Source organism: Streptomyces sp. HUAS ZL42 (genome assembly GCF_040782645.1).
GTDB lineage: Bacteria > Actinomycetota > Actinomycetes > Streptomycetales > Streptomycetaceae > Streptomyces.
The window spans coordinates 8,252,863-8,269,173 of sequence record NZ_CP160403.1 but is presented as its reverse complement, the minus strand read 5'-3'; the positions used below and the strand labels follow the sequence as shown (position 1 = coordinate 8,269,173).

10 protein-coding genes, 3 rRNA genes, 1 pseudogene and 1 riboswitch are annotated in these 16,311 nt (G+C 64.6%); of the genes and pseudogenes, 1 reads left to right on the top strand and 13 read right to left on the bottom strand.

The features are described 5' to 3' along the window. Positions 1-140: 140 nt before the first annotated feature. Positions 141-236: riboswitch (glycine riboswitch) on the bottom strand. Between the two features lie 113 nt (positions 237-349). Beyond that, complete coding sequence (locus ABZO29_RS37655) at positions 350-721, top strand: PRC-barrel domain-containing protein (protein WP_367324665.1); 372 nt, start codon at positions 350-352, stop codon at positions 719-721. On the opposite strand, the pseudogene ABZO29_RS37650 reads toward ABZO29_RS37655, so the two are convergent. The 13 genes and pseudogenes from ABZO29_RS37650 to ABZO29_RS37590 form a co-directional block, all read right to left on the bottom strand. After that, a pseudogene (locus ABZO29_RS37650) lies at positions 643-2,109 on the bottom strand (DNA polymerase IV). The gene ABZO29_RS37655 and the pseudogene ABZO29_RS37650 overlap by 79 nt on opposite strands. 91 nt (positions 2,110-2,200) lie before the next feature. Continuing rightward, positions 2,201-2,833: a MerR family transcriptional regulator gene (locus tag ABZO29_RS37645; RefSeq protein WP_367324664.1), complete on the bottom strand. Its 633-nt coding sequence runs from the start codon at positions 2,831-2,833 to the stop codon at positions 2,201-2,203. Positions 2,834-3,039: 206 nt separating this feature from the next. Then, complete coding sequence (locus ABZO29_RS37640) at positions 3,040-3,513, bottom strand: bifunctional nuclease family protein (protein ID WP_026253112.1); 474 nt, start codon at positions 3,511-3,513, stop codon at positions 3,040-3,042. 85 nt (positions 3,514-3,598) lie between these two features. After that, positions 3,599-4,336: a MerR family transcriptional regulator gene (locus ABZO29_RS37635; RefSeq protein ID WP_367324663.1), complete on the bottom strand. Its 738-nt coding sequence runs from the start codon at positions 4,334-4,336 to the stop codon at positions 3,599-3,601. Between the two features lie 42 nt (positions 4,337-4,378). Continuing rightward, complete coding sequence (locus ABZO29_RS37630; protein WP_367326347.1) at positions 4,379-5,263, bottom strand: FHA domain-containing protein; 885 nt, start codon at positions 5,261-5,263, stop codon at positions 4,379-4,381. A gap of 85 nt (positions 5,264-5,348) precedes the next feature. Further along, positions 5,349-6,179, bottom strand: coding sequence for a DUF881 domain-containing protein (locus ABZO29_RS37625; RefSeq protein ID WP_367324662.1), 831 nt, complete (start codon positions 6,177-6,179; stop codon positions 5,349-5,351). Between the two features lie 5 nt (positions 6,180-6,184). Beyond that, a complete protein-coding gene (locus ABZO29_RS37620) occupies positions 6,185-6,517 on the bottom strand; it encodes a small basic family protein (RefSeq protein ID WP_003988855.1) in 333 nt (110 codons plus the stop codon). Further along, positions 6,514-7,419, bottom strand: coding sequence for a DUF881 domain-containing protein (locus tag ABZO29_RS37615; RefSeq protein WP_367324661.1), 906 nt, complete (start codon positions 7,417-7,419; stop codon positions 6,514-6,516). Before ABZO29_RS37615 ends, ABZO29_RS37620 begins: the two co-directional genes overlap by 4 nt. Before the next feature lie 98 nt (positions 7,420-7,517). Further along, positions 7,518-10,013: a sugar phosphate nucleotidyltransferase gene (locus ABZO29_RS37610; protein WP_367324660.1), complete on the bottom strand. Its 2,496-nt coding sequence runs from the start codon at positions 10,011-10,013 to the stop codon at positions 7,518-7,520. A gap of 113 nt (positions 10,014-10,126) precedes the next feature. Beyond that, on the bottom strand, positions 10,127-10,735 hold the full coding sequence (locus ABZO29_RS37605; RefSeq protein WP_366839109.1) for a CDP-alcohol phosphatidyltransferase family protein: 609 nt from the start codon (positions 10,733-10,735) through the stop codon (positions 10,127-10,129). A gap of 110 nt (positions 10,736-10,845) precedes the next feature. After that, a 5S ribosomal RNA gene (rrf, locus tag ABZO29_RS37600) occupies positions 10,846-10,962 on the bottom strand. 79 nt (positions 10,963-11,041) lie between these two features. Continuing rightward, positions 11,042-14,161, bottom strand: a 23S ribosomal RNA gene (locus ABZO29_RS37595). Between the two features lie 281 nt (positions 14,162-14,442). Next, a 16S ribosomal RNA gene (locus ABZO29_RS37590) occupies positions 14,443-15,970 on the bottom strand. The 16S, 23S and 5S rRNA genes sit together here, the layout of an rRNA operon. Positions 15,971-16,311 lie beyond the last annotated feature (341 nt).

Sequence of the window (16,311 nt, the reverse complement as noted above, 5' to 3'; positions counted from 1 at the left end):
GGCACCACGGCGCGGGTACCCGGACGGCCTCCCCCTCTGTCATCTCAACCTGAGAGCTTCACCTGGTCGCCCGAGGGCTCCCGGCTTTCACCGTCGGTGAGGGCGGAAGCCGTCGCACCCGCCCTGCTTTCCAGAGTGACCTCGTCCGTGCGGTACGTGGGCCTGAGAGATTCCGGGGAGGATTTGCTCCTTCGGCGCCTCCGATGGTGTCTGGAGGACTCTCCCGCACGGGGTCAGCAGCCGTTGCAAGCCTACCAGCGAGGTCAACGCCGCAGCCTTCGAGTGGCCGCCGTCCGCAATGTGTTCTTTTGTAGTGCTTACGGATGAGTTGCGACCAAGTGGAGGGCCCGTGCAGACCGACATCGATCCGCGCAACCTGATCGGCCGCAAGGCGTTCGACCGCAACGGCACGAAGATCGGCACGATCGACGAGGTGTACCTCGACGACGCGACCGGCGTGCCCGAGTGGGCGGCCATACGAACCGGCCTGTTCAGCAGGGACGCCTTCGTCCCTCTGGAGCCCAGCGAGCTGATCGAGGGCACCCTGCGCGTCCCCTTCGACCGGTCCTTGATCAAGGACGCGCCCGACTTCGGCGTAGGCCGCCATCTGTCCCCGGAACAGGAACTCCAGCTCTACCACCACTACGGCCTCGACGTCGCACCTCCTCCCCCGCTCCGGGACCACGACTTCGGCAAGGTGGCCGGCACCGACGAGACCTGAGCCCTTCACCCCGAGCCCGGCCGGAGTCCCTGAGCCGTGGGCTCGGCCTTCTCGGGTCTTCGCGCCACGAGCGGCAACGGATCCGACGGCTCCAGGTCGGGGTCGTCGACGGGGAACGTCCGTACCCGCCCGGGCTCGGAGTCGGGCGTCTCGAACCGCACCGTGACCCGGCCCAGCCCGCTGCCCTGCACCCACCCCGGCCCGTACTCCGCGTGCCGCACGTCGTACCCGGGCCGCCAGCTCCGCGCCGCGGGCTCCTGCTGCTCCTGTACGGCGTCGTCCGCCGTCTCCTCCGTCGTCTCGTCCTCCTGTTCCCCCGCCGCCTGTGCGAACAGGTCCTCCTGTGTGTAGTCGGCGAGCCCGCTGACCCCCACGCCGAGCAGTCGCACGCCGCCCGTGGTGTCCACGGAGTCCAGCAACCGCGCCGCCGCCTCCCGCACGACAGCCGGGTCGTCCGTCGGCCCGCGCAACGTCTCGGACCGGGTCAGCGTCGAGAAGTCGTACCGCCGCACCTTCAGCACGATGGTCCGCCCGGACAGCCCGGACCCGCGCAGCCGCCGCACACAGCGGTCCGCCAGCCGCTGCACCTCCAGCCCCACCCGCACCCGGTCGTGGATGTCCACGTCGTACGTGTCCTCGACCGACACCGACTTGGCCTCACGCTCGGCCACCACGGGCCGGTCGTCGCGCGCCAGCGCCATCGCGTACAGGCCGTGTCCATGAGCCTTCCCCACCAGTCGTACGAGCTCGTCCTCGCCCGCCTCGACGATCTCGTCGACCGTGGTGATCCCGGCCCGCCGCAGATGGTCGCCCGTCGCCGGCCCCACCCCCGGCAACGTCCGCACCGACATGGGCCCGAGCAGCGCCCGCTCGGTCCCGGGCTCGATCAGCACCAGCCCGTCGGGCTTGGCCTGCTCGGAGGCGATCTTCGCGATCATCTTCGAGGCGGCCAGGCCCACCGACCCCGTGAGCCCCGTGCCGGCTCGTATGTCCGCGCGCAGCTGCGTCCCCACCAACCGCGCCGAGTCGCTGTCCCAGGCCACTCCCCCGGCCTCCAGGTCCACGAACGCCTCGTCCAGGCTCAGTGGTTCCACCAGCGGCGACAGCGCCCGCAGCAGCGCCATCACCTGGTCGCTGATCGTCCGGTAGAACCCTCCGCGCGGCACCAGATACGCGGCGTTCGGAGCCAGTCGGCGCGCCTGGGCCATGGGCATCGCCGAGTGGACACCGAAGACCCGGGCCTCGTACGACGCGGTGGCGACCACCCCGCGCGGACCGAGCCCGCCCACCACGACCGCCTTCCCGCGCAGGCTCGGCTTGGACGCCTGTTCCGCCGAGGCGAAGAAGGCATCCATGTCGAGATGCAGGATCGTGGGCGCGTTTCTCACATGTCCGATGCTGCACCACGCCACTGACAATGCCGCTGACACGGCCTTGCCCGCCCAGCGCCGCTCCGAGGGACCCGGCGCTTGCTGACCCTCAGACGGCCCGATTGCGCCGACGCGCGAGCTCGTCCGCCGGGTTGTGCCCGACGAGCGTCTCACCGGTGTCGATGCGCTCCCCGTGCAGCTGCGACAGGGCGCTCTCGACGTCCCGCCACACCACGCCCACGGCGATACCGAAGATGCCCTGACCGCCCTGCAGCAGGGCGTGGACCTCGTCCGGCGAGGTGCACTCGTAGACCGTGGCGCCGTCGCTCAACAGCGTCATGCGCTCCAGATCGCGGAAACCGCGCTCGCGCAGATGCTGCACCGCGGTGCGGATGTTCTGCAGCGACACGCCGGTGTCGAGGAACCGCTTGACGATCTTCAGGACGACGACGTCCCGGAAGCTGTACAGGCGCTGCGTCCCCGACCCGTATGCGGGCCGCACGCTCGGCTCGACGAGCCCGGTGCGCGCCCAGTAGTCCAGTTGCCGGTAAGTGATGCCCGCGGCCGCACACGCCGTCGGACCGCGGTAGCCGATCTGCTCGGACGCCATGGACGTCGCCCCTCCGCTGCTCGGCACGGCTGTCGGTCGCTGCGGAACGCTGCCATGAAGCGGGTACGGACCGCTCTCCCCGAACTCGCGTCCGGGGGCACCCCCAGCCGTACCGTCGCCGCTGCTTCCCACGCCGACCTCCGTCCTTGACCTGCCTCCTCGACGGTAGGCAGCCACCAGGGGTGCGTCAACGACCGCCACACTCGGCACGCCGAGTGATAATCACCCTAGGAGTGGTTTCCCCTCCGCCACCGCGGGGAAAGGCTAGCCGAATGCGCTGACAAGGGGCCGCAGGACGCTTTCGCGCGCCCCTGGCAAATGCCGGCATTTCGGTTCGGCTACTGGCTGCTGGTGCCGAAGTCCTCCGGCGAGATCTGGTCGAGGAACTCACGGAACTTCTCGACCTCGTCCTCCTGCTCGTCCGGAATCGCGATGCCCGCGTCATCGAGCACCGTGTCGCTGCCGTAGATCGGCGTTCCGGTGCGCAGGGCCAGCGCTATGGCGTCGGACGGACGGGCACTCACCTCTACACCGCTCGCGAAGACCAGCTCCGCGTAGAACACGCCCTCACGCAGATCCGTGATGCGCACCTCGGTGAGCTCCTGACCGACGGCCTCCAGCACGTCCTTGAACAGGTCGTGGGTCAGCGGTCGCGCAGGGGCCATGCCCTGCTGGGCGAAGGCGATCGCCGTGGCCTCCCCCGGCCCGATCCAGATGGGGAGGTAACGGTCGCCTCCCACTTCACGCAGGAGCACGATCGGTTGGTTGGAGGGCATTTCGACCCGGACACCTACGACATCGAGCTCGTTCACACAGCAACCCTAGGCCGTGTCCGAGACGTTTGGGTAGTCGGGCCGGTAAGAGGTGGCTGATCCGCCCAGGGCGAACTCGCCGTGCTCATGGCAGCCGCACCCCGAGGGCAGTCTGCACCAGCGCCGCGTGCAGTTTGACCGTCAGCCCCGCCAGCTCCTTCGTACGAGCCTCGGCGTGCGCCCTCGTCTGCGGATTGCGGTGGCGCTTCAGCGGGGCCACCACCTGGTCCACAAGCCCCGCCTCGCGGTCCGCCGCGGCCTTCATCACCCGCAGGTGCCGCGGCTCGATCCCGAACCGACCGAGCTCGACGACGAGCGAGGCCACTGTGACGGCCTCCGCGTCGTACACCCCGTCCTCCAGGGGAGCGAGGAGGCCGTAGGACTCCCACTCCTCGAGCTCCCGCTCGCCGATCCCGGCGGCGGCAAGCAGCTCGGCACGCCCGATCCGGGCCGCGGTGGCTGCCTCGAACGGCTCCTGCCCGGCCTCGCCGTCCCGCTGGCGACTCAGGGCGGGCAGTGGTACGGCCTCGCCGCGCTCCATGGCGTCGAGGTGCTCACGGATCACCTTGAGCGGCAGATAGTGGTCCCGCTGCATCCTCAGTACGTGGCCGAGGCGCTCGACATCCTGTGCACTGAACTTGCGGTACCCCGAGGGAGTGCGCTGCGGCTCGATGAGCCCCTCCGACTCCAGGAAGCGGATCTTGGAGATGGTGACTTCGGGGAACTCGTCGCGCAGCACGTTCAGCACCGTGCCGATGCTCATCAGCCCACTGTCCGTGGGGGCGGTGCCGTGTCCGGCGCCGCCCCTCGGTGTTTGAAGCATGGACCTTCCCTGGGGTCCCCCCGGACGGAGTCCGGGGGAGGGTCAGTAGCCCCGCTGGCTCGCGTAGAAGACCAGCCGGTACTTGCCGATCTGCACCTCGTCACCGTTCGACAGAGCGACCTCGTCGATCCGCTCCCGGTTGACGTATGTGCCGTTCAGACTGCCCACGTCCGCCACCCTGAACGTGCCGTCCGGATTGCGCCGGAACTCCACATGGCGGCGCGAGACCGTCACGTCGTCCAGGAAGATGTCGCTCTGCGGATGGCGCCCGGCCGTGGTCAGTTCGCCGTCCAGGAGGAAGCGGCTCCCCGAGTTCGGCCCGCGGCGCACGACCAGGAGCGCGGAGCCCAGCGGCAGCGCGTCGACCGCCGCCTGCGCCTCCGGGGAGAGCGCCGGGATCTGGGTCTGTCCGGTGGCCTCCGCGTCGTAGGCCTCGATGCCGGAGATGGAGATCGTGGACGTCGTCTCGGACGGACGCTCCGCCGCAGCCCCTCCCCTCAGCGGGGCGCCGCAGTTGGAGCAGAAGCGGCTGTTCTCCGCGTTGCGGTTACCGCACCTCGTACACACCAGGGCCGACATAGGGGAAAACCCTCCACCCGTACTTGAGGTTGACGGTTGCCCGAAACCTATGCCGCCGGACTGGGCAGGGTCAACAGACGGCGCGCCCTGACCTCCGGAAATGTCACCACCCGGACCACCGACCTGGTCCCGGAACAACGGCCGCTGACCCTCTTCGTCGGGCTGTGCGCGATGGCGAGCGGTCGCGTTGTCGCTGCCCTCTCGCGCGCTCTTGCCGAACAACTTCGCAAACAACTTCACGGGCGATTCCCCTTGACCGAAACAGACCCGCCCGTGGGGCAGGACGAACCCTGACTCATTACGCCGGCCGACCCGGACATCCTCACAACGTCCGTATCCACCAGACAGTTTCCACCACGCACCACCCGATCGGTGCGCCGACCCCCCGCAACCTCATGCCCCTGCCTGACGTCCCCCATGCACCGCCGGTTCACTACGAGGACGACCGAGCGTAGTCAGGCTGCTTCGCCGCCCGCAAGGCGTCCACGACGATCTTGGTCGACCGCTCGACAGTCACGGTGGCCTGCTCCTTCTCGAGGGTCTGCACCACGCCTCCAGGGATGTTGAGCGCCGGTTCGAGATCCTGCGGCTTGCCGATGACCTTGAAACGATAGGGCGCGGTGATCTTGTTCCCGTCGACGCTCACGCTCTTGCCCGAATCCGAAAGATAGGTGCCCGCGACGACACGCACGCCGTTCACCTGGATCGCCTCGGCGCCGGCGGCGCGCAGCTCCTGGATCGCATCGAGCAGCATGTCTGCCTCGACCGTCCCCTTCGTGTCGTCGATGGTCATCGTGATACCGGGCCCCTGCGCGGCCACCGTGCCCGCCAGGATGCCGAGTTGCTTCTCCTTCTCGACCGTCTGCTTGCGGGCCTCCTCGGCCTGGTCGGAGCTGTTCTCCAGCTCCTGACGCTGCTTCTCGAGACCCTGCTTCTCGTCCTCAAGACGCTGAGTACGGTCGTCCAGTTCATCGAGGATGCGCACGAGATCCTCCTGGCGCGCACCGCGCAGGGCATTGCTGCCCTCACTGTTGGAGGCGACCTGGACGGCCAGGCCGAAGCCCAGGCCGAACAGCAGCACCGCGACGATCAGTTGGGCGCGGCTCACCCGTGGCGGCCACAACCCGTTGACGAGCCGCTGCCGACCGGTCAGCCGGACCTCGGACCGATCCTCGCGGGCGTCCTCCTCGGCGGGTGCCGCGGGAACCTCTTCGGGCAGTTCCTTGCGCAGCCTGTTCTCGGGCGCCTCGTCCTGCTCGCTCATCGGCCTCACGCCCGGAAAACGTGCCGGCGGATCGCCGCGGCGTTGGAGAAAATACGGATACCCAGGACGACCACGACACCCGTCGACAACTGGGCGCCCACGCCCAGCTTGTCGCCCAGGAAAACGATCAACGCGGCCACGACGACGTTCGACAGGAACGACACCACGAAGACCTTGTCGTCGAAGATGCCGTCGAGCATGGCCCGCAGACCTCCGAAGACGGCGTCGAGCGCCGCCACGACGGCGATCGGCAGATAAGGCTCGACGACCGCCGGAACCTCAGGCCGGACCAACAGGCCGGCCACGACTCCCACGACGAGGCCCAGTACGGCGATCACGATGTGCCCTTCTCAGTTCTCGGCTGTGCTGTACGTACGATCACACTCGGTGCGGCGGGCAGCCGGAGGTCCTTCTCCGTGGAGATGCTGGTCCGGATGCCGTACTCCTCCTGCAGGACGTGCAGGTACACCCCGTCGGCGCTGTTCTGGAACCTGCTGCTCAGCTGTTTCCCGTCCCCCACGGCGAACACCGTGTACGGCGGCACCAGCGGCTTGTTGTCGACCAGTATCGCGTCCCCCGCGGCCCTGATCGCCGACAGCGCCGTCAGCCGCTGCCCGTTGACGGAGACGGCCTCGGCGCCCGACTCCCACAGCCCGTTGATCACGCGCTGCAGGTCGCGGTCGCGCACACGCCCGGTGTCGGAGAACCCGGAAGTCTCACGCGGGTCGCCGTCACCGCCCGTAGTGGCTTCCTTCGCGTCGTTCACGACGAGTTTCACGCCGGGGCCGTGCACCGCGACCGCGCCCGACAGGATGCCGAGGAGCTCTGCCTGATCACCACCCCCGCCGGCCTTCAGCGCCTCACGCTGCCGCGCGCTCACGTCGTCACGCAACGTGTCGACGCTGCCCTCGAGCTCGTCAGCCGCCTCGGTCTCCCGGTCGATGCGGTCGATGAGCTCTTCGCGCTCCTTGGCGACGACCGGGGCGGCGACCCGCGCCTGTGCCGCACCAACTGTCACGACCAGTGCCGCGAGCACCAGGCCCGCGGCGAGACCGAGCTTCGCCCGCAGCGTCTTCGGCATGCGGTCGGCACCCTCGGCCTTCTTCCGGGCGGCGGCCTCGGCGTATCCGTCATCGAGGCTGTGGTCCATGACGTTGGTGAGCAGCGACATGGACGCGTCCGGCCGCGAGGGGCGCGTCGGTGTGCTCCGAACGGGGGGCTGCTGCGGCATGCCGCACATCGTCGCACGTGGCGACCACTACCTCCGAATGGCCCCACCGGCGTGCCGGACAGGCCCCTTTGGGGACACCTGTCCGGCACGCGCGCGTGGTGCGTGTTTCAGCGCCCGGCGCTGTCCACGACCGCCGACCACTCGTCGAGCAACGCCTGGGCGGACGCATCGTCCGGCCCCTCGGCCCACAGGTGGGTGACCGCTTCCGCCGGGTCGGGCAGCACCATCACCCAGCGCCCGTCGGTCTCCACCACCCGTACACCGTCGGTGGTGTCCACGAAGCGGTCTCCTGCCTCCTCGACGACCCGCCGCATCACCAGGCCCTTGACGGCCCAGGGAGTCGCCAGATCCCGCTTCAGGACGTGCGCACGCGGAATGCGCGCGTCGATCTGGCTGAGCGTGAGCTGCGTCCGCGCCACCAGCCCGATCAGCCGTACGAAGGCCGCCGTACCGTCGAAGACGCTGCTGAACTCCGGGACGATGAACCCGCCCTTGCCGTCCCCGCCGAAGATGGTCGTCTCGTCACGCCCCACCCGGGTCAGGTCGTCGGGCGACGTGGTGGTCCAATCGACCTGCGTCCCGTGATAGGCCGCCACCTGCTCCGCGATCCTCGTGGTGGTCACCGGCAGCGCCACACGTCCGCTGCGCCGCTCCGCGGCCACCAGGTCGAGCATCACGAGCAGCGCCCGGTCGTCCTCGACGATCCGCCCCTTCTCGTCGACCAGTGAGAGCCGCTCGCCGACGGGGTCGAACCGCACCCCGAAAGCAGCCCTGGACGACGCCACGATCTCTCCGAGCCGCACCAGGCCGGACCTCCGCACATCGGCGGACTCCGTCGGCCTGGACTCGTCGAGACCGGGATTGACGGTCAGCGAGTCCACCCCGAGCTTGCCGAGGAGACTGGGCAGCACAAGCCCCGCACTGCCGTTCGACGCGTCGACGACGACCTTCAGCCCGGACTCGGAGATCCCGGTCGTGTCGACGTTCCGAAGCAGCGAACCCGTGTACGAGTCGAAGACACTGGCCGGGAAATGCAGGTCCCCGATCTCACCCGGGAACGCACGCCGGTACTCCTGCCGCGCGAACACCCGGTCCAGCTTGCGCTGACTGCCCTGCGACAGATCCGCACCCTGCCCGTCGAAGAACATGATGTCCACGGAATCCGGAACCCCTGGCGACGTCCGGATCATGATCCCGCCGGCACTCCCCCTGGCGGTCTGCTGCCGCGCCACGGGCAGCGGTACGTTTTCCAGGTCTCGTACGTCGATGGCGCTGGCCTGCAGCGCGGAGATGACCGCCCGCTTCAGCGCACGGGCACCACGGGAGTGGTCGCGGGCCGTCGTGACCGTGGAGCCCTTCTTGAGCGTGGTCGCGTAGGCACCGGCGAGCCGCACGGCGAGTTCGGGCGTGATCTCCACATTCAGGATTCCGGAGACGCCTCGGGCCCCGAAGAGATGCGCCTGCCCCCTGGACTCCCAGATCACCGAGGTGTTGACGAACGCGCCGGCCTCGATGGTCTTGAACGGGTAGACCCGCACATTGCCCTGCACGATCGATTCTTCACCGATCAGGCACTCGTCACCGATGACCGCGCCGTCCTCGATCCGGGCTGCGCGCATGATGTCGGTGTTCTTTCCGACGACACAGCCCCGCAGATTGCTGTGCTGACCGACGTACACGTTGTCGTGCACGACGGCTTTGTGCAAAAAGGCGCCGGTCTTCACGACGACATTCGAGCCGACGACGGTGTGTTCACGGATCTCGGCGCCGGCCTCGACCTTGGCGTAGTCCCCGATATAGAGCGGACCGCGCAGAACGGCATCGGGATGCACCTCGGCTCCCTCCGCCACCCACACGCCGGGCGAGAGCTCGAATCCGTCGATCTCGACGTCGACCTTGCCTTCGAGGACGTCGGCCTGCGCCTTCACATAGCTCTCATGGGTACCGACGTCCTCCCAGTAGCCCTCGGCGACATAGCCGTAGACCGGCTTGCCCTCCTTCATCAGCTGCGGGAAGACGTCGCCGGACCAGTCGACGGGCACATCGGCCTCGACATAGTCGAAGACCTCGGGCTCCATCACATAGATGCCGGTGTTCACCGTGTCCGAGAAGACCTGCCCCCAGGTCGGCTTCTCCAGGAAGCGCTCGACCTTTCCCTCCTCGTCGACGATGGTGATCCCGAATTCCAGCGGATTGGGCACACGCGTCAGACAGACCGTGACCAGTGCACCCTTTTCCTTGTGGAAATTGACCAGCTCGGTGAGGTCGAAGTCAGTGAGCGCATCGCCGGAGATGACGAGGAAAGCGTCGTCCTTCAACGCCTCTTCGGCATTCTTGACACTTCCGGCGGTACCGAGTGGCTTCTCCTCGTTGGCATAGGTGAGCTCCATTCCGAGCTCTTCGCCGTCACCGAAGTAGTTCTTGACCAGTGACGCCAGGAACTGGACAGTTACGACGGTCTCATTGAGCCCATGCCTTTTGAGCAGCCGCAGAACGTGCTCCATGATCGGCCGATTGGCGACCGGTAGGAGCGGCTTGGGCATGCTTGAGGTCATGGGACGAAGGCGTGTGCCTTCGCCTCCGGCCATCACGACGGCCTTCATGTCGGAAGCGTCCTCCTAGAAGAGACGACGGTCTAGCCGACTTCACCCGTCCAGATTGTCCCGCATTTTGCCGCCGCGGGCCATCGAGCCACCACCAATGCCAATCGGCGAGCTCAGTCGGCCATGGCGTCCGCACGGACCAGGCGGCGGACCTGTACCACGTAGAGGACTCCTGCCCACCAGTACAGCGTTGTACCCCATCCGGCGAACGCCCATCCGAAAATAGCAGCGAGTGACGAGATCCATCCAGTTCCGTCACTGAGCAGGAGGAGCGGGAAGGCGTACATCAGGTTGAACGTGGCCGCCTTCCCCAGGAAGTTCACCTGCGGCGGCGGATAGCCGTGCCGCCTGAGGATGCCCACCATCACCAGCAGAACCAGTTCTCGCGCCAGAAGTACAGCGGTCAACCAGAGAGGCAGAATCTCGCGCCACGTGAGACCGACCAAAGTCGAGAGAATGTAGAGCCGGTCCGCCGCCGGGTCGAGAAGCCGGCCGAGACTGCTGATCTGGTTCCAGCGCCGCGCGAGCTTGCCGTCCAGGTAGTCACTGACCCCGCTCAGAGCCAGCACCAGAAGCGCCCAGCCGTCACTTTTGGGGCCGCCGAACTCGGGCCTGAGGATCAGCCACAGGAAGAGCGGCACGCCGACGAGCCGCGCCATGCTGAGGATGTTCGGGATGGTGAGCACCCGGTCTGTCTGGACGCGGGTCTCCTGGACCTCCACCCGGGGGCCTCCTGTGGGAAACGTGCCAACGATGCCCCCTGACCTTACCTCAACGCAAAAAAGCTCCGGCTCTTGGGCTTGTGTGCCCAAGAGCCGGAGCTCTAAAGGGAGTTCGGCGGTGTCCTACTCTCCCACAGGGTCCCCCCTGCAGTACCATCGGCGCTGTAAGGCTTAGCTTCCGGGTTCGGAATGTAACCGGGCGTTTCCCTCACGCTATGACCACCGAAACACTATGAAGTTCGACCGGACCGTACACACACATACGGGGTCGTTGCCTCAGAACTAACACAGTGGACGCGAGCAACTGAGGACAAGCCCTCGGCCTATTAGTACCGGTCAACTCCACACGTTACCGTGCTTCCATATCCGGCCTATCAACCCAGTCGTCTACTGGGAGCCTTACCCATCAAGTGGGTGGGAGTCCTCATCTCGAAGCAGGCTTCCCGCTTAGATGCTTTCAGCGGTTATCCCTCCCGAACGTAGCCAACCAGCCATGCCCTTGGCAGAACAACTGGCACACCAGAGGTTCGTCCGTCCCGGTCCTCTCGTACTAGGGACAGCCCTTCTCAAGACTCCTACGCGCACAGCGGATAGGGACCGAACTGTCTCACGACGTTCTAAACCCAGCTCGCGTACCGCTTTAATGGGCGAACAGCCCAACCCTTGGGACCGACTCCAGCCCCAGGATGCGACGAGCCGACATCGAGGTGCCAAACCATCCCGTCGATATGGACTCTTGGGGAAGATCAGCCTGTTATCCCCGGGGTACCTTTTATCCGTTGAGCGACGGCGCTTCCACAAGCCACCGCCGGATCACTAGTCCCGACTTTCGTCCCTGCTCGACCCGTCGGTCTCACAGTCAAGCTCCCTTGTGCACTTACACTCAACACCTGATTGCCAACCAGGCTGAGGGAACCTTTGGGCGCCTCCGTTACCCTTTAGGAGGCAACCGCCCCAGTTAAACTACCCATCAGACACTGTCCCTGATCCGGATCACGGACCCAGGTTAGACATCCAGCACGACCAGACTGGTATTTCAACGACGACTCCCACCATACTGGCGTATGGCTTTCACAGTCTCCCAGCTATCCTACACAAGCCGAACCGAACACCAATATCAAACTGTAGTAAAGGTCCCGGGGTCTTTCCGTCCTGCTGCGCGAAACGAGCATCTTTACTCGTAGTGCAATTTCACCGGGCCTATGGTTGAGACAGTCGAGAAGTCGTTACGCCATTCGTGCAGGTCGGAACTTACCCGACAAGGAATTTCGCTACCTTAGGATGGTTATAGTTACCACCGCCGTTTACTGGCGCTTAAGTTCTCAGCTTCGCCCACCCGAAAGTGAGCTAACCGGTCCCCTTAACGTTCCAGCACCGGGCAGGCGTCAGTCCGTATACATCGCCTTACGGCTTCGCACGGACCTGTGTTTTTAGTAAACAGTCGCTTCTCGCTGGTCTCTGCGGCCACCCCCAGCTCAGAGTGCAAGACCCTTCACCAGGTGTGGCCCCCTTCTCCCGAAGTTACGGGGGCATTTTGCCGAGTTCCTTAACCATAGTTCACCCGAACGCCTCGGTATTCTCTACCTGACCACCTGAGTCGGTTTAGGGTACGGGCCGCCATGAAACTCGCTAGAGGCTTTTCTCGACAGCATAGGATCATCCACTTCACCACAATCGGCTCGGCATCAGGTCTCACCCTCCATGAGTGGCGGATTTACCTACCACTCGGGCTACACCCTTACCCCGGGACAACCACCGCCCGGGATGGACTACCTTCCTGCGTCACCCCATCACTCACCTACTACCACCTTGGTCCGGCGGCTCCACCACTCCCCCTTGCCCGAAGGCTCCGGGGCGGCTTCACGGCCTTAGCATCAGAAGGTTCGATGTTTGACGCTTCACAGCGGGTACCGGAATATCAACCGGTTATCCATCGACTACGCCTGTCGGCCTCGCCTTAGGTCCCGACTTACCCTGGGCAGATCAGCTTGACCCAGGAACCCTTAGTCAATCGGCGCACACGTTTCCCACGTGTGAATCGCTACTCATGCCTGCATTCTCACTCGTCAACCGTCCACAACTACCTTCCGGTGCTGCTTCACCCGGCAGACGACGCTCCCCTACCCATCACGATCCCCGTTGGGGGTCAATATCGCAATGACACGACTTCGGCGGTACGCTTGAGCCCCGCTACATTGTCGGCGCGGAATCACTAGACCAGTGAGCTATTACGCACTCTTTCAAGGGTGGCTGCTTCTAAGCCAACCTCCTGGTTGTCTCTGCGACTCCACATCCTTTCCCACTTAGCGTACGCTTAGGGGCCTTAGTCGATGCTCTGGGCTGTTTCCCTCTCGACCATGGAGCTTATCCCCCACAGTCTCACTGCCGCGCTCTCACTTACCGGCATTCGGAGTTTGGCTAAGGTCAGTAACCCGGTAGGGCCCATCGCCTATCCAGTGCTCTACCTCCGGCAAGAAACACACGACGCTGCACCTAAATGCATTTCGGGGAGAACCAGCTATCACGGAGTTTGATTGGCCTTTCACCCCTAACCACAGGTCATCCCCCAGGTTTTCAACCCTGGTGGGTTCGGTCCTCCACGAAGTCTTACCTCCGCTTCAACCTGCCCATGGCTAGATCACTCCGCTTCGGGTCTTGAGCGTGCTACTCCACCGCCCTCTTCGGACTCGCTTTCGCTACGGCTACCCCACCCGGGTTAACCTCGCAACACACCGCAAACTCGCAGGCTCATTCTTCAAAAGGCACGCAGTCACGAGATGGAAGCAAGCTCCCATCCGACGCTCCCACGGCTTGTAGGCACACGGTTTCAGGTACTATTTCACTCCCCTCCCGGGGTACTTTTCACCATTCCCTCACGGTACTATCCGCTATCGGTCACCAGGGAATATTTAGGCTTAGCGGGTGGTCCCGCCAGATTCACACGGGATTTCTCGGGCCCCGTGCTACTTGGGTGTCTCTCAAACGAGCCGCTGACGTTTCGACTACGGGGGTCTTACCCTCTACGCCGGACCTTTCGCATGTCCTTCGCCTACATCAACGGTTTCTCACTCGCCCCACGGCCGGCAGACCGTGGAAAAGAGATCCCACAACCCCCACGACGCAACCCCTGCCGGGTCTCACACGTCGTAGGTTTAGCCTCATCCGGTTTCGCTCGCCACTACTCCCGGAATCACGGTTGTTTTCTCTTCCTGCGGGTACTGAGATGTTTCACTTCCCCGCGTTCCCTCCACACTGCCTATGTGTTCAGCAGCAGGTGACAGCCCATGACGACTGCCGGGTTTCCCCATTCGGAAACCCCCGGATCAAAGCCTGGTTGACGACTCCCCGGGGACTATCGTGGCCTCCCACGTCCTTCATCGGTTCCTGGTGCCAAGGCATCCACCGTGCGCCCTTAAAAACTTGGCCACAGATGCTCGCGTCCACTGTGCAGTTCTCAAACAACGACCAGTCGTCCGCCAACCACTCGGACCCCGGCAACGTCGAGGGTTCATTCCCTCAGACACCCAACAGCGTGCCCGACACCCTCGCCCCTCCTCGTCCCGTTCCACGCCGAAGCAGTACTGGGAATGAAGAGATGGTCAAGTGCGCCGAATAATCAACGTTCCACCCATGAGCAACCAGCACCGGACACTCGCCGGTGTACTGGCCCCTGGACAACCTCGCGGCTGCCTGGAAGTGCTCCTTAGAAAGGAGGTGATCCAGCCGCACCTTCCGGTACGGCTACCTTGTTACGACTTCGTCCCAATCGCCAGTCCCACCTTCGACAGCTCCCTCCCACAAGGGGTTGGGCCACCGGCTTCGGGTGTTACCGACTTTCGTGACGTGACGGGCGGTGTGTACAAGGCCCGGGAACGTATTCACCGCAGCAATGCTGATCTGCGCGATTACTAGCAACTCCGACTTCATGGGGTCGAGTTGCAGACCCCAATCCGAACTGAGACAGGCTTTTTGAGATTCGCTCCACCTCACGGTATCGCAGCTCATTGTACCTGCCATTGTAGCACGTGTGCAGCCCAAGACATAAGGGGCATGATGACTTGACGTCGTCCCCACCTTCCTCCGAGTTGACCCCGGCGGTCTCCTGTGAGTCCCCATCACCCCGAAGGGCATGCTGGCAACACAGGACAAGGGTTGCGCTCGTTGCGGGACTTAACCCAACATCTCACGACACGAGCTGACGACAGCCATGCACCACCTGTACACCGACCACAAGGGGGACCGTGTCTCCACGGTTTTCCGGCGTATGTCAAGCCTTGGTAAGGTTCTTCGCGTTGCGTCGAATTAAGCCACATGCTCCGCTGCTTGTGCGGGCCCCCGTCAATTCCTTTGAGTTTTAGCCTTGCGGCCGTACTCCCCAGGCGGGGAACTTAATGCGTTAGCTGCGGCACCGACGACGTGGAATGTCGCCAACACCTAGTTCCCACCGTTTACGGCGTGGACTACCAGGGTATCTAATCCTGTTCGCTCCCCACGCTTTCGCTCCTCAGCGTCAGTAATGGCCCAGAGATCCGCCTTCGCCACCGGTGTTCCTCCTGATATCTGCGCATTTCACCGCTACACCAGGAATTCCGATCTCCCCTACCACACTCTAGCTAGCCCGTATCGAATGCAGACCCGGGGTTAAGCCCCGGGCTTTCACACCCGACGTGACAAGCCGCCTACGAGCTCTTTACGCCCAATAATTCCGGACAACGCTTGCGCCCTACGTATTACCGCGGCTGCTGGCACGTAGTTAGCCGGCGCTTCTTCTGCAGGTACCGTCACTTGCGCTTCTTCCCTGCTGAAAGAGGTTTACAACCCGAAGGCCGTCATCCCTCACGCGGCGTCGCTGCATCAGGCTTGCGCCCATTGTGCAATATTCCCCACTGCTGCCTCCCGTAGGAGTCTGGGCCGTGTCTCAGTCCCAGTGTGGCCGGTCGCCCTCTCAGGCCGGCTACCCGTCGTCGCCTTGGTGAGCCGTTACCTCACCAACAAGCTGATAGGCCGCGGGCTCATCCTGCACCGCCGGAGCTTTCGACCCCCACAGATGCCCGTGGAAGTGATATCCGGTATTAGACCCCGTTTCCAGGGCTTGTCCCAGAGTACAGGGCAGATTGCCCACGTGTTACTCACCCGTTCGCCACTAATCCACCCCGAAGGGCTTCATCGTTCGACTTGCATGTGTTAAGCACGCCGCCAGCGTTCGTCCTGAGCCAGGATCAAACTCTCCGTGAATGTTCTCCCGTAATCGGGATGACACCACGAGAGCGGTGCGAGAGGAGGAATAGTCCCCTCACACACAGCGTCCTCGCTGTGTTATTTCAAAGGAACCTCGCCCCAGCCATGACGGCCGGAGACGGGGTATCAACATATCTGGCGTTGATTTTTGGCACGCTGTTGAGTTCTCAAGGAACGGACGCTTCCTTCGTACTCACCCTCTCGGGCTTTCCTCCGGGCGCTTCCCTTCGATGTTTCCAACTCTATCAGTGTTTTTCCGTCTCTCTGACCACCGCTCTGCAGACATGCAGAAGGCGACCCAAGACAGGTCCTAACAAAGTTGAGTTCTGCCGGGCGAG